We start from the raw sequence: 21723 nt of genomic DNA on the forward strand, positions 1-21723 counted from the left end.
CCGCGCTCGGCCGATGACGAGCTGTCAGGGCGGGCTAGTTCCACTGCAACAGTGCACTGACATGATCGTGAACGACGGCATCGCTGTGGGGCCCATTCCAGACGCTCCCGAGTGCCGTAGCTGATAAAAACAATGGAGTCGTTTCATGTTGCAATCCGTCATCCGTCTTTTCGTCGACCTCGCCGTTGGCAAGAAGCTCCTCGTGGGCTTCGGCCTGGTTCTGCTGCTCACCATCGCGGTGACCGGCAGTGGCTTCGTCGCCGTGCAGTCGGTCATGCAGGGGCATGCGCAGACCGTTCGCCTGTCGGCGATCGATGCGGCAATCCTCCAGGCCCGGCGCATCGAGGGTGATTTCGCCCTGAGCCATGCCGAGACCGATGCGCAACGGATGCGCGAACAACTGGCCAAGGTGCAGGCCCTGCTGGACGAGCAGGTGGCCCTGGCGAGCGCCACTGAAAAGAGCCGCATGCAGGCCATGGCGCAGGCAACGGCGGATTACCTGACCCAGTTCGACGCCTTCGTGCTGCAGCAGACCCGAGCCACCGAAGCCCGGACCCAGATGGAAGAGGCCGCGCGCGAAGCCCGCGACCAGTTCGAAATGACCGAGTTGGGCATGTACGACGCGGTGCGCGAACTGCGCCTGAGCGGCGATAACCTGCGCGGCAGCGACCCGCTGACCCTGGCCGAAACCGCCTCCAACCTCAGCAAGCGCATGCTCGAGCTGCGCGGCCACGAGAGCCTGTACATCATCGACGGCTCCGAGTCGGCGCTGGAAGACTGGAACTACGTCAACTACGACCTGCAGTCCTCGGCCCAGGGACTGATGGTCTGGCTCAACGAAGACCAGAAACGCGCCATCGAAGTGGCCATGACCGCCCTCGGCACCTACCAGCAGGCCTTCGCCAATTACCAGCAGGTGCACCAGCAGAACCTGGCCAGTGGCGCGACCATGCTCGAGCAGGCCGACAAGGTGCTGGCCATGGCCGGCGAAGCCAAGAACCTGGAAGAGCAGGGCATGTCCGACGACAGCCGTCAGGCCATGCTGCTGCTTGGCGTGATGGGCATCGCTGCCATCGTCATCGGTCTGGCGGCGGGCTGGAGCATCACCCGTTCGATCGTCGCGCCGCTGCGTCAGACCGTGGCCTTCGCCCAGCGCATCGCCGAGGGCGACCTGAGCCAGGACCTGCCGGTCAACCGTGGCGACGAACTGGGGCAACTGCTCAAGGCCATGCAGAGCATGACCGGCAGCCTGCGCAACCTGGTCGGGCGCATCGGCGGTGGTGTGAGCCAGATCGCTGCGGCCGCCGAGCAGCTGTCGGCGATCACCTCGCAGACCAGCGTCGGCGTGCAAACCCAGAAAGTCGAAACCGAACAGACCGCCACCGCCATGCACCAGATGGCTGCCACCGTGCAGGAAGTGGCGCAGAACGCCGAGCAGGCCTCCCTGGCCGCGCGCGATGCCGACCAGGAAGCCCAGCAGGGCAACCAAGTGGTGCAGCAGGCGGTCAGCCAGATCGGCGACCTGGCCAGCGAGGTGGAGCAGTCCGCCGAAGCCATCCAGGCCCTGAACCAGGAAAGCGCGCGCATCGGCAGCGTGCTGGAAGTGATCCGCAACGTCGCCGAGCAGACCAACCTGCTGGCGCTGAACGCCGCCATCGAGGCCGCTCGGGCCGGTGAGCAGGGCCGTGGTTTCGCCGTGGTCGCCGACGAGGTGCGGGCCCTGGCGCGCCGCGCCCATGAGTCCACCGAAGAAATCGAAACCCTGATCGCCAGCCTGCAGCGCATGGCCAAGGGCGCGGTGCAGCAGATGGAAAGCAGCCGCACCCTGACCCAGCGCACCGTGGCCCTGGCCGGCCAGGCCGGCGACGCCCTTGGCCGCATCACCCAGGCGGTCAGCACCATCGAACAGATGAACCAGCAGATCGCCGCCGCGGCCGAAGAGCAGAGTGCGGTGGCCGAGACCATCAGCGAAAGCGTGACCCGCGTGCGCGACATCGGCGAACAGAGCGCCAGCGCCAGCGAACAGACCGCCGCCTCCAGCGCCGAACTGGCCCGCCTGGGTGTGGAGCTGCAAGGTCTGGTGCGGCAGTTCCGGACCTGAGGGCCTGATCCGGGGCTGTAGGTGCCCTCTGTAGGAGGGGCTTCAGCCCCGAGCTCGGCGGTCGTGTTTTGGCAGTGATCTGTGGGTAGAGCCAAAAAAGCTCGCGGACAAGTCCGCTCCTACGGGGAGTTACGCGTCAGCCCTGCCGTGATCGTTCCCACGCTCCGCGTGGGCATGCAGCCCCGGACGTTCTGCGTCCGCTGCGGGCTATCGGTCGTCAGCCCTATCGTGCCCCTGTAGGAGGGGCTTCAGCCCCGAGCTCGGCGATCGTTGTTCTGGCAGTGATCTGTCGGTAGCGACGAAAAGCTCGCGGACAAGTCCGCTCCTACGGGTAGTTACGCGTCAGCCCCACCGTGGGTGACGCGGAGCGTCACGGGATTGGGCTACCACGCGGAGCGTGGGAGCCATCAGAGGGTCCCGTATCAATGCGCCTTGCCGAGCACCGGCACCGGTTTGCGCAGTTCATCCGCCCATTGCGTCAGCGGCACCTGGACTTCCGGTTGCCAGGCGCGAGACCACAGCAGCTTCATGTGTTCCAGGCTGCCGCGTTCCATGGGCAGGCGGTCGATCCAGGGATTGACCTGCCAGGCGCCGTCCTGCCAGTGGGCGAAGTCGAAGCGGAAGGGGTGGAAGCCGGTCATGCCCAGGCGCAGGTCGGTGACGATCAGGTGGTCGTCGATGCGGTCGTAGCGCAGGATGCCACCGGTAAACCAGGCCAGGCGGGCATGGGCCGGCGAGTCCTTCAGCGCCTCGGCCAGCGCCAGGCCGCGAGGCAGACGCTCCAGGTGCGGCGGCGCGGTGTCGCGCCAGCCCACCAGGGTTTCGTAGTAATCCTCGCCGTCGACCACGGTGACCCGCCAGAGCAGGCTGTTGAATGGCGTCGGGCCGCTGAAGACCGCCTCGGCCTGGATGCCCTGGCGGGCCAGTTCGGCTTCCACGCGCTGCTCGGCCATGACCTTGCCGGCCACGGTGAAGCCCAGGTAGCAGGTCGAGAGGACGAGGGCGATGGCGGGGGCCTTGCTGACCTTGCCGTGCAGGCCGCCGATGGCGCCGAGCAGCACCGCGACGATCAGCGGCACGGTGTACAGCGGGTCGATGATGAAGATGCTCGACCAGGCGGTGGGGATTGGCATCAGCGGCCAGAACAGCTGGGTGCCGTAGCTGGTGAAACTGTCGAGCAGCGGGTGGGTGATCAGCACCAGCCATAACGTCAGGAACAGCCGTTGCGCCGAATACCCGGGGTGCGGTCGGTAGCGCCGGGCCAGGCAGGTCAGCAGCACCGCCAGGGCGCTGAGGAAGAACAGCGAGTGGCTGAAGCCGCGGTGGAAGGTCATGTCGGCCACGGCGTCGCCGTAGTCGATGACCACGTCCAGGTCCGGCACGGTGCCGAGCATGGCGCCGTACACCAGCGCCTTGCGGCCTTGCCAGCGACCGAGCAGGGCGCCCTGAATGGTGGCGCCCAGCACCGCCTGGGTAATGGAATCCATGAAGCGACCTCGTGACGGAATCAGGCGGCTACGTTAGCCGAGCCGCGAGCCGTTTGCTGTGAGAAATTTCAAGCAAAGGTTTCAGCTACGGACTACCCGGCAGGCCTTGATTTTGACTGGTCGCAGCGGTCCGTCGCAGTGATCCCGTCGTGCCTCAGAACGACGCGATGATCTGCCCCAGGGTGGCCATGGCCTTTTCGCTCTGGCTGGTCCAGGGGTGGCCGTAGTTCAGCCGCGCGCAGTTGCCGAAGCGCCGGTTGGCGGAGAAGATCGGCCCCGGTGCGAGGCTGATGCCCTGGGCCAGGGCCAGCTTGAACAGACGCAGCGAGTCGACCTGCTCGGGAAACTCGAACCACAGGAAGTAACCGCCGCTGGGCCGGGTGACCCGGGTGTGCGCCGGGAAGTGCCGGGCCGCCGAGGCGAGCATCGAGTCCTGCTGCGATTCCAGGGCGTGGCGCAGCTTGCGCAGGTGCCGGTCGAAGCCGCCGTGCTGCAGGTAGTCGGCCAGGGCCGCCTGGGCCGGCACCGACGGCGAGATGGTGGTCATCAGTTTCTGCCGGGTGATCTGTTCGGCGAAGCGTCCGCCCGCCACCCAGCCGACCCGGTAGCCGGGCGCCAGGCATTTGGAGAACGAGCCGCAGTGCATCACCAGGCCGTCGCGGTCATGGCTCTTCACCGGCTTGGGCGGCTGATTGCCGAAGTAAAGCTCGGCGTACACGTCGTCTTCGATCAGCGGCACCTGGTGCTCGCGCAGCAGGTCATAGAGGGCGGCTTTCTTGCCCTCGCTCATGCTCGCACCCAGCGGATTCTGCAGGCTGCTCATGAACCAGCAGGCTTTGATCGGCAGGGTGGCCAGGCTGCCGGCCAGGCTCTCCAGGTCGATGCCTTCGCGCGGGTGCACGGGGATTTCCACCGCCTTGAGCTTGAGCCGTTCCAGCACCTGCAGGGTGGCGTAGAAGGCCGGCGCCTCGATGGCCACCAGGTCGCCCGGCTGGGTCACGCACTGCAGGCAGAGGTTGAGGGCCTCCATGGCGCCGTTGGTGATCACCAGTTCTTCCAGCGGCAGCATCACGCCGCTGACCATGTAGCGCAGGGCGATCTGCCGGCGCAGGTTGGGGTTGCCCTCGGTCATGTCGGCGATCACCGCCTGGGGCTGCATGTCCTTCACGCTCTGGGCCATGGAGCGCGCCAGGCGGGGCAGGGGGAACAGGTTGGGGCTGGGGAAGGCCGAACCGAAGGGCACGGTGTTCGGGTCCTTCAGCGAGCCGAGCACGGAGAACACCAGTTCGCTGACATCCACCTCGGTGGTCTGCGCCTGCTGGGTGCTGATCTCCGGCTCGTGCAACGGGTGCTGTGCGTGTTCGCGGACGAAGTAGCCGGAGCGCGCCCGGGCGTGGATCAGGCCGCGGTCTTCCAGCAGGTAATAGGCCTGGAACACCGTAGACGGGCTGACCCCGTAGGTGCGGCTGGCGTGCCGCACCGAGGGGACCTTTTCACCCGCGGCCAGTACGCCGGTACGGATCAGCTCGGCGATTTCATCGGCAAACTTTTCGTAGCGCTTCATCTTGTCCTGATTCAGGGGAGGCGGAGCGCCATACTCTATACCAGCGTTCATGCCTGCCCTCAACGACCGGCCGGGCTGACGAAGGCGCTGCGCGCGCTGACGCGGCTGTCTGCATCCTGCAGGTCCTGCACCTCGAACACGATCGGCTCCGAACCGCCGCGCGAACGCTCCTTCAGCAGCGCCACACTGACTGGCACATCGAGGATCTCGCCGGGGGCCAGCTCGATCTCGCGCTTGCCCTGCAGGGCGTAGTCACCGCCGCCCTCGGCCAGCGACACGGCGTAGCGGCGTGGCTGCTGGGTCTTGTTGATGATCTTCAGGCTGTAGATGTTCTCGATCTGGCCGACGCTGTTCTCGCGGAACAGGCCGCGGTCCTTGGTCACGTCCAGGGAAATCGGCGCGCGGGTTTCGAAGGCCCAGACCGTGGCACCGATCATCGCCAGCAGGGCGATGGCGTAGGCCACCAGGCGCGGGCGCAGCAGGCGGGTCTTGCCGCCGGCCAGGGCGCGTTCGGAGGTGTAGCGCACCAGGCCACGTTCATAGCCCATCTTGTCCATCACCTCGTCGCAGGCGTCGATGCAGGCGCCGCAGCTGAGGCAGTCCAGTTGCAGGCCGTCGCGGATGTCGATGCCGGTCGGGCAGACCTGCACGCACACGGTGCAGTCGATGCAATCGCCCAGGCCTTCGGCGCGGTAGTCGCTGTCCTTGCGGCGCGGGCCACGGCCTTCGCCGCGGGCGCTGTCATAGGAGACCAGCAGGGTGTCCTGGTCGAACATCACACCCTGGAAGCGCGAATAGGGGCACATGTGCACGCAGACCTTCTCGCGCAGCCAGCCGGCATTGAGGTAGGTGGCCGTGGTGAAGAACAGCACCCAGAACGTGGTGGTGCCGTTCATATCGAGCAGCAGCAGGTCCTGCACCAGGTCGCGGATCGGGGTGAAGTAGCCGATGAAGGTCAGGCCCGTGGCCAGGCTGACCGCGCCCCACAGGCTGTGCTTGGCCGCGCGCCGTGCCAGCTTGTTCAGCGACCAGGGGGCTGCGTCGAGCTTGATGCGCTGGTGGCGCTCGCCCTCGGTGACCTTTTCCACCCACATGAAGACCCAGGTGAACACGCTCTGCGGGCAGGTGTAGCCGCACCACACGCGGCCGGCGAACACTGTGATGAAGAACAGGCCGAACGCCGCGATGATCAGCAGCGCCGAGAGCAGGATGAAGTCCTGGGGCCAGAAGGTGGCGCCGAAGATATGGAACTGGCTGCCACCCAGGTCCCACAGCACCGCCTGGCGATCACCCCAGTTCAGCCAGGCTGTACCGAAGAACAGCAGGAACAGCAGGCCGGCACCGTACAGGCGCAGGTTGCGGTACAGGCCGGTGAAACTGCGGGTGTGAATCGCACCGCCGGCCTGGGCCGGGGTCAGGCGCACCGGGGCCTTGGGGTTGATGGTGTCTATGAGTGTGACGGGAATGCGGTCGGTCATGGTGGTCGCCTCATCTGGCGTTATCTTTGGCTGTGTGCATGATCGACGCTGGCGTGTATTGAAAACAGACTCAGATTTTCCAATAAAAACCGTATCAGATGGATTGGATGCCCATGCCTGGCTGACCGTAGGCGTGAGCAATACCGACAGCCTGCGCTTACCTTTCAGGCGTTGTGTCGGATGCCTGATCCGGTTTTTTTTGAATTATCTGAGTCTGGTTCGTGTGCAGCCGGCTGCGCATAGTCTTCGACCTGAACGCCACCCGGCCAGAGCCGGGGGCGATGACCGTGGGTTCGATGAGGTGGCGCGGCATGTACCAGTACGACGAATACGACCAGGCGCTGGTGCGCGAGCGGGTGGCGCAGTTCCGCGACCAGGTCGGGCGGCGCATCAGCGGCGAGCTGAGCGAAGAGGAATTCCTGCCGCTGCGCCTGCAGAACGGCCTGTACATGCAGAAGCACGCCTACATGCTGCGCGTGGCGATTCCCTACGGCACGCTGGCGGCGCGGCAGATGCGCACCCTGGCGCAGATCGCCCGGGACTACGACCGCGGCTACGGGCACTTCACCACGCGGCAGAACATCCAGTTCAACTGGATCGAGCTGGAACAGGTGCCGGACATCCTCGAACTGCTGGCCGACGTGCAGATGCACGCCATCCAGACCTCCGGCAACTGCGTGCGCAACATCACCACCGAGGCCTTTGCCGGGGTGGCCGCCGACGAGCTGCTGGACCCGCGCCCGCTGGCGGAAATTCTGCGCCAGTGGTCGACCATCAACCCGGAATTCCTCTACCTGCCGCGCAAATTCAAGATCGCCCTGTGCGCCGCCGAGGAGGACCGTGCGGCGGTGATGATGCATGACATCGGGCTCTACGTTTACCGCGACGAGCAGGGGCAGATGCTGCTCCGCGTCATGGTCGGTGGCGGCCTGGGGCGCACGCCGATCCTCAGCCAGCAGATCCGCGAGGCGCTGCCGTGGCGGCACCTGCTGTCGTATGTCGAAGCCATCCTGCGGGTCTACAACCGCCACGGTCGGCGCGACAACAAGTACAAGGCGCGGATCAAGATCCTGGTCAAGGCGCTGGGCATCGAGGCCTTCGCCCGTGAAGTCGAGGAGGAGTGGCAACACATCAAGGACGGCCCGGCCGAACTCACCGAGGCGGAATACCAGCGCGTCGCCGATGCCTTCGTCGCGCCGCACTACGAACACCTGCCGGACATCGACCTGGGGCTGGGCAGCGACCTGGCGCGTGACGCCGACTTCGCCCGCTGGGTGTCGCGCAATACCCTGACCCACAAGGTGCCGGGCTACGTAGCGGCGGTGCTGTCGACCAAGCCGGGCCTCAGCGCGCCCCCGGGGGACGTGACCGCCGAACAGATGGAGCGCGTCGCCGAGCTGGCCGAGCACTACGGCTTCGGCGAAATCCGCATCGCCCACGAACAGAACCTGGTGCTGCCGGACGTGCGCAAGGGCGATCTCTACGCGTTGTGGCAGGCCGCCTGCGAGGCGGGGCTGGGCACGCCGAACATCGGCCTGCTGACCGATGTCATCGCCTGCCCGGGCGGTGATTTCTGCGCCCTGGCCAACGCCAAATCGATCCCCATCGCCCAGGCGATCCAGGAACGCTTCAGCGACCTCGACTATCTGCACGACCTCGGCGACCTGAGCCTGAATATCTCCGGCTGCATGAACGCCTGCGGCCACCACCACATCGGCAATATCGGCATCCTCGGCGTCGACAAGAACGGCAGCGAGTGGTACCAGGTCACCATCGGCGGCGCCCAGGGCAAGGACAGCGCGCTGGGCAAGGTCATCGGCCCGTCGTTCAGCGCGGCGGAAATTCCCGACGTGATCGAAGGCCTGGTGCGCACCTTCACCGATTACCGCGAAGTCGAGGAACGTTTCGTCGATACCGTGCAGCGCATCGGCCTGGAACCGTTCAAGGAACAGGTCTACCGCAAGGCGGAGGTGCCCGCATGAACAACCTGATCCGCTTGATCGACGGCGCACCGCAGATCGTCGAGAACGACCCCTGGCAGCGTATCGACCCGGTGCCGGAGACGCTGCCGGAAGGCCAGCTGATCCTGCCGCTGAGCGCCTGGATCGCCCGTCAGGACGAGGCCGTCCTGAGCGGCGAGCACCTCAGCGCCGACGGCCTTTGCCTGGCGCCGGACGACGAGGTGGAGGGGCTGCAGCCCTACCTGAACGTGCTGCCATTGATTGCCATCGACTTCCCCAGCTTCCGTGATGGCCGTGGCTACAGCCAGGCCTACCTGCTGCGCACGCGCCTGGGCTGGCGCGGCGAACTGCGGGCGGTGGGCGACGTGCTGCGCGACCAGCTCAGCCACATGCGCCAGTGCGGCTTCGATGCCTTTGCGGTGCGCGAAGACAAGTCCGTGGCGGACGCCCTCAAGGGACTGGCCGGCGTGAGTGTGGTATACGGGCGGTCGGCAATCGAGCCGCGGCCGCTGTTCCGCCGCCGCACGTAAGGAGCGTATTCATGGTGTTGAAAGGACTGACCTGGCTGGTCCTCCTGCAAATCCTCGGCAGTGTCCTCAGCGAACTGCTGCTGCCCATGCTGCCCGGCAGCGTCATCGGCCTGTTGCTGCTGTTCGGCTACCTGCTGTTGCGCGGCCAGGTGAGCGAGCCGCTGACCCAGGCGACCGGCACCTTGCTGCAGTACCTGCCGCTGCTGTTCGTGGTGCCGGCGGCCGGGATCATGGTCGCCAGCGACGCGCTGCTGGCCGATCTGCCGGCGATCCTCGTCGCGCTGTGCCTGTCGCTGCTGGTCACCGTGCCCTTGTGCGGCTGGATGATGCAGCGTCTGGCGCGGCGTGTGGAGCGCAAGGTGGAGGGCGGTCATGAGTGAGTGGGCCATTGCGCAGCTGGTGATCGATCACCCGCTGTTCCCGGTGGGGCTGACCCTGCTGGCCTTCCAGTTCGCCCTGATGGTCTACAAGCGCAGTGGCTGGCTGGTGCTGCAGCCGGTGCTGGTGTCCATGTTGCTGGTGGTGGGCACCCTGTATCTGTGCGGCATGGATTACGCCACCTACCGCCAGGGCGCAGAGCCCATCGCCTTCCTGCTCGGGCCGGTGACCATCGCCCTGGCCGTGCCGCTGTACAACAACATCAAGCGCATCCGCCTGCTGGCAGCGCCGGTGCTGCTGACGGTGCTGTTCGGCGGCACCCTGACCGTGGCCCTGACCCTGATTATCGCCTCCGCCATGGGCGCGGAACTGCCGGTGCTGGCGAGTCTGTCGGGCAAGTCGGTGACCATGCCCATCGCCATGCTGGTGGCCGAGCAGCTCGGCGGCCTGGCGTCCCTGGCGGCGGTGTTCGTGATGATCACTGGGGTGGTCGGCACGGCGCTGGGGCCGTGGTTGCTGGGGCTGTTCAAGATCACCCACCCGGCGGCGCGGGGGCTGAGCTACGGCATCAATGCCCACGCCATCGGCACCGCCCGGGCGCTGGAAGAGGGCTCGGAATGCGGCGCCTTCGCCGCCCTGGGCATGAGCCTGCTGGGGGTGATCAGCGCCGTGGCGCTGCCGCTGCTGATGGGCTGGGCGCTGGCCGCGCTCTAGCGCTCGGGCGACGCGTGTCGGCGGCGCCGGTCGATAGCGGGTATCCTGTGCCTTCCGTTCGCCGTCAAGTTGTTAGCCATGCTGGTCATTTCCAACAGCATCCACCTGCCTGAACACGAAGTCGAACTGACCGCCATCCGCGCCCAGGGCGCTGGCGGGCAGAACGTCAACAAGGTTTCCAGCGCGGTGCACCTGCGCTTCGACAGCCAGGCCTCGTCGCTGCCGCCGTTCTACAAGGAACGCCTGCTGGCCCTGCGCGACAGCCGCATCACCGCCGACGGCGTGATCATCATCAAGGCCCAGCAATACCGCACCCAGGAACAGAACCGCGCCGACGCCCTGGAGCGCCTGGGCGAGCTGATCCGCAGCGCCGGCAAGACCGAAAAGGCCCGCCGCCCGACCAAGCCCACCCTGGGCTCCAAGACCCGGCGCCTGGAAGGCAAGAGCAAGCGCGGCGCGATCAAGGCGGGCAGAGGAAAAGTGGATTTCTGAGGGCGTATTCCAGGACATCGGCGTGGCGAACGCGGAGTGTCCGGGAACGGGGGCGGCGAAACGCCGGTTTTTTCGTAGGGTGGGTTAGCGGCGCTGTTCGGAATCGTTGGGTCACCGCGATTGCGGCGCGTCGCGTAACCCACCAAGCGGTAGCCGGTGGTGCTGCGATGGTGGGTTACGGCGCGGCTGAGGCGGTGGTGTTTTCAACGTCGGTGACAGGCGCCTAACCCACCCTACGGGTGTGGCGAACTGGCGAACTGGCGATTGGCGTAGGGTGGGTTAGCGGCGCTGTTCGGAATCGTTGGGTCACCGCGGTTGCAGCGCGTCGCGTAACCCACCAAACGGTAGCCGGTGGTGCTGCGATGGTGGGTTACGGCGCGGCTGAGGCGGTGGTGTTTTCAACGTCGGTGACAGGCACCTAACCCACCCTACGGGTGTGGCGAACTGACGATTGCGTAGGGTGGGTTAGCGGCGCTGTTCGGAATCGTTGGGTCGCCTCGGTTGCAGCGCGTCGCGTAACCCACCAAGCGGTAGCCGGTGGTGCTGCGATGGTGGGTTACGGCGCGGCTGAGGTGGTGGTGTTTTCAACGTCGGTGACAGGCGCCTAACCCACCCTACGGGTACCTCGATCCAGGCGACTTGCCGTTAGCGCCTCAATCCCATTTCGGGGCGAAGTTCGGGTTGGCCAGGCGGTCACCCTTGTCCAGGGCGGCGATGGCGTCCATTTCCGTGTCGCTCAGGCGCAGGGTGATGGCGTCCAGGTTGCTTTGCAGGTTGGCGCGCTTGGTCGACGACGGGATCACCGCAAAGCCCTGTTGCAGCAGCCAGGCCAGGCTGACCTGCGCCGCGGTCACGCCCTGGGCGGCGGCGATGCCCTGGATCACCGGGTCGTGCATCACCTTGCCGTAGGCCAGCGGCATGTAGGCCGTGAGGTGGATGCCGTGTTGCTGGGCGAACGCCACGACCTTGCGGTTCTGCAGGAACGGGTGAATCTCCACCTGGTGCGTGGCGATCTGGTCCGCGCCCACGGCGTCGATGGCCTGCTGCAGGTGGGCGTTGGTGAAGTTCGACACACCGATCGAGCGCGTCAGGCCCTGCTGCTTGGCGGCGAGGAGGGTGCCCAGGTAGTCGCTTACGGCGAGGGTATCGTTGGGTGACGGCCAGTGGATCAGGGTCAGGTCCACATGGTCGAGGCGCAGCTTGGCCAGGCTGTCTTCGAGGCTGGGAATCAGCGCATCGTGGCCGAGGTTCTCGGTCCAGATCTTGGTGGTGACGAACAGCTCGTCACGGGGGATGCCGCTCTCGGCGATGACCTGGCCGATTTCCGCTTCATTGCCGTAGATCTGCGCGGTGTCGATGTGCCGGTAGCCCAGCTCCAGGCCGGTGCGCACGGCGTCGATCACCTGCTGCCCTTTGAGGCGAAAAGTACCGAGGCCCAGCGAAGGAATGGTCTGCATAAAAACTCCCAAAGTAGGTTAGAGGTGCTTCGTGTAGGAGCGGGCTCGCCCGCGAGCTTTTTATGGGTGCCGTCACCCATGCTCGCCGTCGAGGCCGCTCCCGTACGCCAATCAGTGGCCGACCACCAGGCGGCTGTCGCCGCTGCTCTCCGGCAGCGGGTTGCGGCGGTCCAGGTGGCCGCTCAGGGCAGTCAGGGCGAAGGCGCCCAGCACCACCAGCGCGCCGATCCAGGCGGTGTGGATCAGCCCCAGGTGGGTGACGATCAGGCCGCCCGCCCAGGCGCCGATGGCAATGCCCAGGTTGAACGCGGCGATGTTCAGGCCCGATGCAACATCGACCGCATGGGGGGTGTGATGTTCAGCCTGGCGCACCACGTACAGTTGCAACCCCGGCACGTTGCCGAAGGCCACCGCGCCCCAGAGCAGCACGGTACCCAGCGCCAGCCACGGGTTGTGGGCGGTGAAGGTGAGCAGGAGCAGCACCCCGGCCAGCAGCAGGAAAATCAGCTTCAGGGCGCGGATCGGGCCGTGGCGGTCTGCCAGCTTGCCGCCCCAGATGTTGCCGACCGCCACCGACACGCCATAGACCAGCAGTACCAGGCTGACGCTGCCGGCGCTGAAGCCGGAGATGTCCTGGAGGATCGGCGCGAGGAAGGTGAAGGCAATGAAGGTGCCGCCGTAGCCGATCGCCGTCATCGCATACACCAGCAGCAGGCGCGGCTGCTTGAGCACCTGCAGTTGCTGCAGCACCGAGGCCGGCGTGTTGTGTTGGATGGTCTTCGGCACATACAGCAGGCTGCCGATGAAGGCGATCACACCCAGGGCGGACACCGCCAGGAAGGTCTCGCGCCAGCCGAACTGCTGGCCGATGAAGGTGCCCAGGGGCACGCCGGTGACCAGGGCCACGGTCAAGCCGGTGAACATGATGGCGATGGCGCTCGCGGCTTTCTCCTTGGGTACCAGGCTGGTGGCGATGGTCGAGCCGATGGAGAAGAACACGCCGTGGGCCAGGCCGGTGACCAGGCGGGCGGCGATCAGCGACTCATAGCCGGGCGCCTGCCAGGCCAGCAGGTTGCCCAGGGTGAACAGCACCATCAGGCCGAGCAACAGGGCCTTGCGCGGGACCTTGCCGGTGAGGGCGGTGAGCACCGGGGCGCCGACGGCGACCCCCAGGGCATACAGGCTGACCAGCAGGCCGGCGGACGGCAGGCTGACGCCCAGGTCGGCGGCGATGGTCGGGATCAGGCCGACGATGACGAACTCGGTGGTACCGATGGCGAAGGCGCTCAGGGTCAGCGCCAGCAGGGCAATGGGCATGGGATGCGCTCCAGTGAAGGGGAATGGTGCGCAGTCTCCTGGGATCACTCGTGCCGAAAAATAGGGTTCTCGGCACAAGATATTTGACTAATATGCACGAATGAAAACAACCCTCGATGAATTGCTGGCTTTCGTCAGCGTGGTGGACAGTGGCTCGATCAGCGCCGCCGCCGAACAGCTGGCCCAGACCGCCTCCGGCGTCAGCCGCGCGCTCAGCCGCCTGGAAGAAAAGCTCGACGTCACCTTGCTGCGCCGCACCACGCGCCGCCTGGAGCTGACCGAGGAGGGCGAGGTGTTCCTGGCCCAGGCGCGGCGCATCCTTGCCAGCGTCGAAGAGGCCGAGGAGCAGATCGCCGTGCGTCGCCAGGCCCCGGCCGGGCGCTTGCGCATCAACACCGCCTCGCCCTTCATGCTGCATGTGATCGTGCCGATGATCGGTGAATTTCGCGCCCTGTACCCGCAGATCGAACTGGAGCTGTACAGCGACGACCGCATCATCGACCTGCTGGAACGGCGCACCGACCTGGCCATCCGCATCGGCACGCTGCCCGATTCCAGCCTGCACGCCCGGCCGCTGTGCCACAGCCGGCGACGGGTGCTGGCCAGCCCGGCCTACCTGGCCCGCCATGGCACGCCGACCCGCACCGAGGAGTTGGCCGGGCACAGCCTGATCGGCTTCACCGAGCCCGACAGCCTCAACGAATGGCCGCTGCGTCATGCTCTCGGCGAGCGCTGGCGAATCACCCCGAGCCTGCGCGTCTCCAGCGGCGACACCATGCGCGAGCTGGCGCTGGCCGACCAGGGCATGGTCTGCCTCTCGGACTTCATGACCGACGCCGACCGCGCCAGCGGTGCCCTGGTGGAGGTGTTGCCGGAGCAGCGGGTGGAGGTGCGTCAGCCGGTGCATGCGGTGTACTACCGCAACACCGCCCTGGCGTCGCGCATCACCTGCTTCCTCGACTTTCTCAGTGCGCGGCTACCCCACAACCCGCGGGCCTGAGACGGTTCTGCGGTGCTGGCGGCGCTAGGTGGCTTCTCTTTGTGCGGCGCTGGCGGTAGGCTGAACCCCGTAGTCACTACGGAGTGAGACCATGGGCAAGCCGATGACCATCAGCGCCTTGAGCCGTGAGAGCGGCGTCAACCTGGAAACCATTCGCTTCTACGAGCGCAGCGAGCTGCTGCCGGCGCCCAAGCGCAGCGCCTCGGGCTACCGCCACTACGACGACGTGGACATTCGCCGCGTTCGCTTCATCCGCCGGGGCCGCGAGCTGGGGTTCAGCCTGGAAGAAATTCGCACCTTGCTCGGGTTGGCGAGTCAACCGCAGAGCTCCTGCGCGGAGGCCGACCAACTGGTGCAGGAGCACCTGCAGGCCATTGAGGCGCGGATTCGCGACCTGCAATCGATGAAAGCCGAGCTGAGCAAGCTGGCCGGCTGCAGCAGCGAACACGCCGAACACTGCCGCCTGCTGGAAGCGCTGGACAACCGGCACTGCTGCCTGCCAGCCGACGCGTTGCCCGCTTCCTGAGTGTTTGTTGTTTTTACTACAAATGCCCCGTTTTCCGGCTGGAGTTTTCCGATTTGCGGTGGCAGTATTTTGTTTTAACTATAAAAATACGGCGTTACCTAGCCTGGAGTCGATAGCATGCATCCTCGTGTCCTTGAGGTCACCGACCGCCTGATCGCCCGCAGCCGGGCTACCCGTGAACGCTACCTGGCGATGATCCACGCCGCCGCCAGTGAAGGCCCGCAGCGCGGCAAGCTGCAATGCGCCAACTTCGCCCACGGCGTGGCAGGGTGCGGCAGCGAGGACAAGCAGACCCTGCGCCTGATGAACGCCGCCAACGTGGCCATCGTCTCCGCCTACAACGACATGCTCTCGGCGCACCAGCCCTACGAGCGCTTTCCCGACCAGATCAAACAGGCCCTGCGCGACGTCGGCTCGGTCGGCCAGTTCGCCGGCGGCGTGCCCGCCATGTGTGACGGCGTGACCCAGGGCGAGCCGGGCATGGAGCTGGGCATCGCCAGCCGCGAAGTGATCGCCATGTCCACCGCCGTGGCGCTGTCGCACAACATGTTCGACGCCGCGCTGATGCTCGGCATCTGCGACAAGATCGTGCCCGGCCTGTTGATGGGCGCGCTGCGCTTCGGCCACCTGCCGACCCTGTTCGTCCCGGCCGGCCCCATGCCGTCCGGGCTGTCGAACAAGGAAAAGGCCGACGTGCGCCAGCGCTACGCCGAAGGCAAGGCCAGCCGTGACGAGCTGCTGGCCGCGGAAATGGCGGCCTACCACAGCCCCGGCACCTGCACCTTCTACGGCACCGCCAACACCAATCAGTTGCTGATGGAGGTCATGGGCCTGCACTTGCCGGGCGCGTCCTTCGTCAACCCGAACACGCCGCTGCGCGATGCCCTGACCCAGGAGGCGGCGCATCAGATCACCCGCCTGACCAAACAGAGCGGGCAGTTCATGCCGCTGGGCGAAATCGTCGACGAGCGTTGCCTGGTCAACTCCATCGTCGCCCTGAACGCCACCGGCGGCTCGACCAACCACACCCTGCACATGCCGGCTATCGCCCAGGCGGCAGGCATCCAGCTGACCTGGCAGGACATGGCCGACCTGTCGGAAGTCGTGCCGACCATGGCCCACGTCTACCCGAACGGCAAATCCGACATCAACCACTTCCAGGCGGCCGGCGGCATGGCGTTCCTGATCCGCGAGCTGCTCGACGCCGGGCTGCTGCACGAGAACGTCAACACCGTGGCCGGCCACGGCCTCAGCCGCTACACCCGTGAACCGTTCCTGGAGGACGGCAAGCTGGTGTGGCGCGACGGCCCGACCACCAGCCTGGAAGAAAGCGTGCTGCGCCCGGTGGCCCGCGCGTTTTCGCCGGAAGGCGGCCTGCGCCTGATGGAAGGCAACCTCGGCCGCGGGGTGATGAAGGTGTCGGCGGTGGCGCTCGAGCACCAGGTGGTCGAAGCACCGGCCCGGGTGTTCCAGGACCAGCAGGAACTGGCCGATGCCTTCAAGGCTGGCGAGCTGGAGCGGGATTTCGTGGCGGTGATGCGCTTCCAGGGGCCGCGCAGTAACGGCATGCCCGAGCTGCACAAGATGACCCCGTTCCTTGGCGTGCTGCAGGACCGCGGCTTCAAGGTGGCGCTGGTCACCGACGGGCGCATGTCCGGTGCGTCGGGCAAGATCCCGGCGGCCATCCACGTCTGCCCCGAAGCCCACGACGGCGGCCCGCTGGCCCGGGTGCGTGACGGCGACATCATTCGGGTCGACGGCCAGAAGGGTGAGCTGCGCGTGTTGGTGGACGATCAGGAACTGGCCGCGCGCGAACTTGCGCCCGGCCTGCAGGACAGTGGTGTCGGCTGCGGCCGCGAACTGTTCGGTTTCATGCGCCAGGCCTTCAGCTCGGCCGAGCAGGGCGCCAGCGCCTTCACCCACAACTTGGAAGCGCTGAAGTGAAGCTGGCGCTGGTTGGCGACATCGGTGGCACCAACGCACGCTTCGCGCTGTGGCGTGATGACCAGCTGGAGGCGGTGCAGGTCCTGGCCACGGCCGACTTTTCCGGTCCCGAGCAGGCGATCGCCGCCTACCTGGAGGCCCAGGGTTTGCCACTGGGGTCCATCGGCTCGGTGTGCCTGGCCTGCGCCGGGCCGGTCAGCGGCGACCTGTTCCGCTTCACCAACAACCACTGGCGCATCAGCCGTGCGGCGTTCTGCGAGACCTTGCAGGTCGACGAACTGCTGCTGATCAACGACTTCTCCGCCATGGCCCTGGGCATGACCCGGGTGCGTGATGACGAGCGGGTGCAGGTGTGCCCGGGCGAGGCCCAGGCGGACCGCCCGGCCGTGGTGATCGGCGCCGGCACCGGCCTGGGTGTCGGCACCCTGCTGGCGCTGCCCGATGGACGCTGGATGGCGTTGCCGGGCGAGGGCGGGCATGTCGACCTGCCGATCGGCAGCCCACGCGAGGCTGCTCTCTGGCAGGTGCTGCATCACCAGCTGGGCCATGTGCGCGCCGAAGACGTGCTCAGCGGCAATGGCCTGCTGGCGCTGTACCGAGCAATCTGTGCCCTGGATGGCCACCACCCGGACCACGCCACCCCAGCGGAAATCACCGCCGCCGGCTTGGCCGGCGAGCGCATCGCCGCCGAGGTGCTGGAGCAATTCAGCTGCTGGCTGGGTCGCGCCGCCGGCAACAACGTGCTGACCCTGGGTGCGCGGGGCGGGGTGTACATCGTCGGCGGGGTGGTGCCGCGTTTTGCCGAGCGTTTTCTGAGCAGCGGATTTGCCAAGAGCTTCAGCGACAAGGGCTGCATGAGCGAATACTTTGAAGGCATCCCGGTGTGGCTGGTGACGGCCGAGTACCCGGGGCTGATGGGGGCCGGCGTGGCCCTACAACAGGCCTTGGCACAGCGCTGAGACCTGTCTACGATCTGCTGCGCGTCGACACTGCGACGTCGCGGCGGGTGCCAGCGTAGAGCCATCGACGGTGTCTTCATGGACGCGTCGACGGAACCACCACAACAAGGACGGCGGACGATGAGCCAGCCCGGAAAGTCGATTCTGCTGGTCGATGACGACCAGGAGATTCGTGAACTGCTGAATACCTACCTGAGCCGTGCCGGCTTCCAGGTGCGCGCCGTCGCCGACGGTGCCGGCTTCCGCCAGAGCCTGTGCGCGGAGCAGGCCGACCTGGTGATTCTCGATGTGATGTTGCCCGACGAGGACGGTTTCAGCCTCTGTCGCTGGGTGCGCGAGCACCAGCGTTTCGCCCAGGTGCCGGTGATCATGCTCACCGCCAGCTCCGATGAAGCCGACCGGGTGATCGGCCTGGAGCTGGGCGCCGACGATTACCTGGGCAAGCCGTTCAGCCCCCGCGAACTGCTGGCGCGGATCAAGGCCCTGCTGCGCCGGGTGCAGTTCACCCAGGAGCGCGGCGGCGAAGTGCTGGCCTTCGACGACTGGCGGCTGGACATGGTCAGCCACCGGCTGTTCCACCGCGACGGCGAGGAAGTGATCCTCTCCGGTGCGGATTTCGCCCTGCTCAAGCTGTTCCTCGACCACCCGCAGCAGATCCTCGACCGCGACACCATCGGCAATGCCACCCGCGGCCGTGAAGTGATGCCGCTCGAGCGCATCGTCGACATGGCCGTGAGTCGCCTGCGTCAGCGCCTGCGTGACACCGAGAAACCGGCACGGCTGATCCGCACCGTGCGTGGCAGTGGCTATCAACTGGCGGCGGCGGTCACTGCGCACGTGGGCGATGCACGCTAAGCGGCGGCGCTGGCTGCCGGTGCCGCGCTCGCTGCTCGGGCGCATGTTGCTGCTGACCCTGCTGGCGGTGTTGGCGGCCCAGGCGCTGTCCAGCGCCATCTGGCTGTCGCAGCTGCGTGCCACCCAGCTTGAAGGTCTGGTCACCACCGCCCGCAGCCTGGCCCATTCGATGTCGGCCAGCGTGCGTTACTTCCGCTCGCTGCCGGTGGCCTATCGGCCGCTGGTGCTCGACCAGTTGCGCAGCATGGGCGGCACGCGTTTCGTGGTCAGCCTCAACGACCGCCCGTTGCAGATGCGTCTGCTGCCGGTGACGCCGCGCAAGCAGGCGGTGGTGGACGCGGTGGGCGAGGTGCTGCGTCACTCTCTCGGCGATGCGGCGGACATCTCCGTGACCTTCGTCAGCCCGGACGACCTGCGCATCTTCAACGGCGGTCTGAAACTCGACGAGCTGCCGCGTTCCTGGGCGCACTACGCGCTGACCCTGGAACCAGTCAATCCGCCGGTGCTGGTCACCCAGATCCAGCTGGCGCCCGGAGAATGGCTGTATATCGCCTCGTTGCTGCCGGAGCCCTACACCAGCCTGGAGGAGCCGATCCTGCCGGCCCAGCAGCTGTGGTTCATTCTGCTCACCAGTGGCTTCCTGCTGCTGTTCATCGGCCTGCTGGTGCACTTGCAGAGCCGGCCGCTCAAGCGCCTGGCGCGGGCGGCGCGGCACATGTCGCTGGGCGCCGAAGTGGAGCCGGTGGAAGAGGGCGGCGGGCGCGAAGTGGTCGAGGTGGCCCGGGCGTTCAACGCCATGCGCGAACGCATCAGCCGTTACCTGACCGAGCGCGCCCAGCTGTTCAGTGCGATTTCCCATGACCTGCGCACGCCGATCACCCGCCTGCGCCTGCGGGTCGAGCTGCTGGACGACGAGAACCTGCAGACCAAGTTCGGCCGCGACCTGGACGACTTGGAACTGCTGGTGAAGGGCGCCCTGCAGTGCGTCAAGGACACCGACATCCACGAGAACATCGAGCCGGTGGACCTCAACCACCTGCTGCTTTGCCTGGTGGAGCCGTACCTGGCGCCGGCGGGCAACGGCCGCGTGACCCTGGACGGCGAAGCGCGCGCCGCCTACCTGGGCAAGCCCCTGGCGCTGCGCCGCTGCATCGGCAACCTGGTGGACAACGCCCTCAAGTACGGACAGAACGCCCACCTGCACATCGAGGACGACAACAACGCCTACGTGCTGCACGTCGACGACGAAGGCCCCGGGGTGCCGGAGCAGCGCCTGGAACAGGTCTTCGAGCCGCACTTCCGCCTGGCCGGGCAGCAGCAGGGCTACGGCCTGGGGTTGGGCATCGCGCGCAACATCGCCCACAGCCACGGCGGCGAAGTCAGCCTGCGCAACCTGCGCGAGGGCGGTCTGCGCGTCACCCTGCGCCTGCCGCGCACCCCGGAGTGAATGTCACCGGTTGGTGACAAAGGCGGGCGCTTTCGTTACGTGGCGGTAATGGGGCGCTGGGTAGACTCCAGCGACGCCTGCCGGGTGATCGACCGCGGCGCCTGGTGGTGGATGAAAAGAGCGTCATCCACCCTACGGTTCAACAGCCGGTCACGGCGCCCGTGTAGGGTGGATGTCGCTTCACCCATCCACCGTGCGGTTCCTCCGCTCATTACGTGACCGGCGCTGTCGTACCCATAACGCCGATCGACAGGGAGCAATAACAATGTCACGACCTGCACTGAACCCCGACAGCTGGCTGCTCAAGCCGGCCCACCTGGCCTGGCTGGACGCCGAGGGCGCGCGGCTGTTGCCATTCGCCCGTGCGTCCCGGGTCGAGCAGGGCTTCGCCGCCCTCGAGGCCGACGGCACGCTGCCGCCGGGCGCTGTCGCCGAGCTGATCCACACCACGCGCATGACCCATTGCTTCGCCCTGGCCCATATCCAGGGCATCCCCGGTTACGCGGCGCTGGTGGACCACGGCATCACCGCGCTGCAAGGTGCCCTGCGCGACGCCGAGTTCGATGGCTGGTTCGCCGATGCCACCTGCAGCGGCGACAAGTCCGCCTACCTGCATGCCTTCGTCGCCCTGGCCGCCAGTTCCGCCAAGGTCGCCGGGCGGCCCGGTGCCCAGGCGCTGCTGGACGAGGCCATCGCGATTCTCGACGCGCGCTTCTGGAGCGAAGAGGAAGGGGCGCTGCGCGAGAACCTCAGCCGCGACTGGCAGCAGGAAGAAGCCTACCGCGGCGCCAACAGCAACATGCACGCCACCGAGGCCTTTCTCGCCTTGGCCGATGCGACGGGCGACCCGCTGTGGTTGCAGCGTGCGCTGCGTATCGCCGGGCGGGTGATCCACAGCCACGCCGCGGCCCAGGGGCATGTGGTGATCGAACACTTCGACCAGGGCTGGCAGGCGCTGCCGGACTACAACGAGGGCAACCGCGCCGACCCGTTCCGCCCCTACGGCAGCACGCCGGGGCACAGCTTCGAGTGGGCGCGCCTGCTGCTGCATCTCGAGGCAGCGATGGAGAACGCCGGGCTCACCGCACCGGACTGGCTGCTGGACGATGCCCGCGGCCTGTTCGCCAGCGCCTGCCGCGATGCTTGGGCGGCCGACGGGGCGCCGGGCCTGGTGTACAGCCTGGACTGGAGCGGCCAGCCGGTGGTGCGTGCGCGCCTGCACTGGGTGCATGCTGAAGCCAGTGCGGCCGCCGCTGCCTTGTTGCGGCGCACCGGCGACGCGCTCTACGAAGACTGGTACCGCTGTTTCTGGGATTTCTGTGCGAGCCACTTCATCGATCTGCACGGTGGCAGCTGGCACCATGAACTCGACCCGCACAACCGACCGGCCGGCAGCATCTGGCCGGGCAAGCCGGACCTCTACCACGCCTACCAGGCCGTGCTGCTGCCGCGTCTGCCGCTGGCGCCGAGCCTGGCCACGGCCCTGGCGGCTGTGTAACGCCACAGTGACATT

The 21723-nt window shown here is 67.0% G+C and carries 18 protein-coding genes; 13 read left to right on the plus strand and 5 right to left on the minus strand.

Features of this window, described 5'->3' with window-relative positions; all coding sequences use genetic code 11:
• Positions 1-145 precede the first annotated feature (145 nt).
• Positions 146-2101, plus strand: a complete 1956-nt coding sequence (locus N5C28_RS06715) for a methyl-accepting chemotaxis protein (protein ID WP_279821210.1) — start codon at positions 146-148, stop codon at positions 2099-2101.
• A 422-nt stretch (positions 2102-2523) separates the two neighbouring features.
• Here N5C28_RS06715 and N5C28_RS06720 read toward each other — a convergent pair whose 3' ends face one another.
• From N5C28_RS06720 to ccoG, 3 genes are all read right to left on the minus strand, one after another.
• Positions 2524-3588, minus strand: coding sequence for a metal-dependent hydrolase (locus N5C28_RS06720; protein WP_279821211.1), 1065 nt, complete (start codon positions 3586-3588; stop codon positions 2524-2526).
• Positions 3589-3742: 154 nt separating this feature from the next.
• Positions 3743-5152 carry a GntR family transcriptional regulator MpaR gene (mapR, locus tag N5C28_RS06725; protein WP_279821212.1) on the minus strand — a complete coding sequence of 470 codons (1410 nt, stop codon included), beginning with the start codon at positions 5150-5152 and terminating at the stop codon, positions 3743-3745.
• A 59-nt stretch (positions 5153-5211) separates the two neighbouring features.
• Positions 5212-6630, minus strand: coding sequence for a cytochrome c oxidase accessory protein CcoG (gene ccoG / locus N5C28_RS06730; protein WP_279821213.1), 1419 nt, complete (start codon positions 6628-6630; stop codon positions 5212-5214).
• 311 nt (positions 6631-6941) lie between these two features.
• Between ccoG and N5C28_RS06735 the strand changes: the two genes are divergently transcribed.
• From N5C28_RS06735 to arfB, 5 genes are all read left to right on the plus strand, one after another.
• A complete protein-coding gene (locus N5C28_RS06735; RefSeq protein WP_279821214.1) occupies positions 6942-8612 on the plus strand; it encodes a nitrite/sulfite reductase in 1671 nt (556 codons plus the stop codon).
• Positions 8609-9121, plus strand: a complete 513-nt coding sequence (locus N5C28_RS06740; RefSeq protein ID WP_279821215.1) for a DUF934 domain-containing protein — start codon at positions 8609-8611, stop codon at positions 9119-9121. The genes N5C28_RS06735 and N5C28_RS06740 overlap by 4 nt, the downstream gene beginning before the upstream one ends.
• 11 nt (positions 9122-9132) lie before the next feature.
• Positions 9133-9501 (plus strand): CidA/LrgA family protein, encoded by a 369-nt coding sequence (locus N5C28_RS06745; RefSeq protein WP_279821216.1) that lies wholly within the window; start codon positions 9133-9135, stop codon positions 9499-9501.
• Positions 9494-10213 (plus strand): LrgB family protein, encoded by a 720-nt coding sequence (locus N5C28_RS06750; RefSeq protein WP_279821217.1) that lies wholly within the window; start codon positions 9494-9496, stop codon positions 10211-10213. Before N5C28_RS06745 ends, N5C28_RS06750 begins: the two co-directional genes overlap by 8 nt.
• A 78-nt stretch (positions 10214-10291) precedes the next feature.
• On the plus strand, positions 10292-10705 hold the full coding sequence (arfB, locus tag N5C28_RS06755) for an alternative ribosome rescue aminoacyl-tRNA hydrolase ArfB (protein WP_279821218.1): 414 nt from the start codon (positions 10292-10294) through the stop codon (positions 10703-10705).
• 653 nt (positions 10706-11358) lie between these two features.
• Here the strand turns inward: arfB and dkgB are convergent.
• Together dkgB and N5C28_RS06765 are read right to left on the minus strand one after the other, a co-directional pair.
• Complete coding sequence (gene dkgB, locus N5C28_RS06760) at positions 11359-12162, minus strand: 2,5-didehydrogluconate reductase DkgB (protein WP_279821219.1); 804 nt, start codon at positions 12160-12162, stop codon at positions 11359-11361.
• Between the two features lie 111 nt (positions 12163-12273).
• Positions 12274-13479 (minus strand): MFS transporter, encoded by a 1206-nt coding sequence (locus N5C28_RS06765; RefSeq protein ID WP_279821220.1) that lies wholly within the window; start codon positions 13477-13479, stop codon positions 12274-12276.
• A gap of 100 nt (positions 13480-13579) precedes the next feature.
• Here N5C28_RS06765 and N5C28_RS06770 point away from each other — a divergent pair, with 100 nt between their 5' ends.
• From N5C28_RS06770 to N5C28_RS06800, 7 genes are all read left to right on the plus strand, one after another.
• Positions 13580-14479: a LysR substrate-binding domain-containing protein gene (locus N5C28_RS06770; protein WP_279821221.1), complete on the plus strand. Its 900-nt coding sequence runs from the start codon at positions 13580-13582 to the stop codon at positions 14477-14479.
• Between the two features lie 91 nt (positions 14480-14570).
• Complete coding sequence (locus N5C28_RS06775; RefSeq protein ID WP_279821222.1) at positions 14571-15005, plus strand: MerR family DNA-binding protein; 435 nt, start codon at positions 14571-14573, stop codon at positions 15003-15005.
• Between the two features lie 117 nt (positions 15006-15122).
• Positions 15123-16949: a phosphogluconate dehydratase gene (gene edd, locus N5C28_RS06780; protein ID WP_279821223.1), complete on the plus strand. Its 1827-nt coding sequence runs from the start codon at positions 15123-15125 to the stop codon at positions 16947-16949.
• Complete coding sequence (locus N5C28_RS06785; RefSeq protein ID WP_279821224.1) at positions 16946-17908, plus strand: glucokinase; 963 nt, start codon at positions 16946-16948, stop codon at positions 17906-17908. The genes edd and N5C28_RS06785 overlap by 4 nt, the downstream gene beginning before the upstream one ends.
• Positions 17909-18028: 120 nt before the next feature.
• Positions 18029-18763 carry a response regulator transcription factor gene (locus tag N5C28_RS06790; RefSeq protein ID WP_279821225.1) on the plus strand — a complete coding sequence of 245 codons (735 nt, stop codon included), beginning with the start codon at positions 18029-18031 and terminating at the stop codon, positions 18761-18763.
• Positions 18753-20210 (plus strand): ATP-binding protein, encoded by a 1458-nt coding sequence (locus N5C28_RS06795; RefSeq protein ID WP_279821226.1) that lies wholly within the window; start codon positions 18753-18755, stop codon positions 20208-20210. Before N5C28_RS06790 ends, N5C28_RS06795 begins: the two co-directional genes overlap by 11 nt.
• A gap of 265 nt (positions 20211-20475) precedes the next feature.
• Positions 20476-21708, plus strand: coding sequence for an AGE family epimerase/isomerase (locus tag N5C28_RS06800; RefSeq protein WP_279821227.1), 1233 nt, complete (start codon positions 20476-20478; stop codon positions 21706-21708).
• Positions 21709-21723: the final 15 nt, after the last annotated feature.

This window comes from Pseudomonas sp. GD03944, from assembly GCF_029839275.1.
In the GTDB taxonomy this organism is placed as follows: Bacteria; Pseudomonadota; Gammaproteobacteria; order Pseudomonadales; family Pseudomonadaceae; genus Aquipseudomonas.

Bases quoted from the DNA above. Each gene is read 5' to 3' on its own strand.
- N5C28_RS06715 (WP_279821210.1), top strand. From the start codon at position 146: ATGTTGCAATCCGTCATCCGTCTTTTCGTCGACCTCGCCGTTGGCAAG.
- N5C28_RS06720 (WP_279821211.1), bottom strand. From the start codon at position 3,588: ATGGATTCCATTACCCAGGCGGTGCTGGGCGCCACCATTCAGGGCGCC.
- mapR (WP_279821212.1), bottom strand. From the start codon at position 5,152: ATGAAGCGCTACGAAAAGTTTGCCGATGAAATCGCCGAGCTGATCCGT.
- ccoG (WP_279821213.1), bottom strand. From the start codon at position 6,630: ATGACCGACCGCATTCCCGTCACACTCATAGACACCATCAACCCCAAG.
- N5C28_RS06735 (WP_279821214.1), top strand. From the start codon at position 6,942: ATGTACCAGTACGACGAATACGACCAGGCGCTGGTGCGCGAGCGGGTG.
- N5C28_RS06740 (WP_279821215.1), top strand. From the start codon at position 8,609: ATGAACAACCTGATCCGCTTGATCGACGGCGCACCGCAGATCGTCGAG.
- N5C28_RS06745 (WP_279821216.1), top strand. From the start codon at position 9,133: ATGGTGTTGAAAGGACTGACCTGGCTGGTCCTCCTGCAAATCCTCGGC.
- N5C28_RS06750 (WP_279821217.1), top strand. From the start codon at position 9,494: ATGAGTGAGTGGGCCATTGCGCAGCTGGTGATCGATCACCCGCTGTTC.
- arfB (WP_279821218.1), top strand. From the start codon at position 10,292: ATGCTGGTCATTTCCAACAGCATCCACCTGCCTGAACACGAAGTCGAA.
- dkgB (WP_279821219.1), bottom strand. From the start codon at position 12,162: ATGCAGACCATTCCTTCGCTGGGCCTCGGTACTTTTCGCCTCAAAGGG.
- N5C28_RS06765 (WP_279821220.1), bottom strand. From the start codon at position 13,479: ATGCCCATTGCCCTGCTGGCGCTGACCCTGAGCGCCTTCGCCATCGGT.
- N5C28_RS06770 (WP_279821221.1), top strand. From the start codon at position 13,580: ATGAAAACAACCCTCGATGAATTGCTGGCTTTCGTCAGCGTGGTGGAC.
- N5C28_RS06775 (WP_279821222.1), top strand. From the start codon at position 14,571: ATGGGCAAGCCGATGACCATCAGCGCCTTGAGCCGTGAGAGCGGCGTC.
- edd (WP_279821223.1), top strand. From the start codon at position 15,123: ATGCATCCTCGTGTCCTTGAGGTCACCGACCGCCTGATCGCCCGCAGC.
- N5C28_RS06790 (WP_279821225.1), top strand. From the start codon at position 18,029: ATGAGCCAGCCCGGAAAGTCGATTCTGCTGGTCGATGACGACCAGGAG.
- N5C28_RS06795 (WP_279821226.1), top strand. From the start codon at position 18,753: ATGCACGCTAAGCGGCGGCGCTGGCTGCCGGTGCCGCGCTCGCTGCTC.
- N5C28_RS06800 (WP_279821227.1), top strand. From the start codon at position 20,476: ATGTCACGACCTGCACTGAACCCCGACAGCTGGCTGCTCAAGCCGGCC.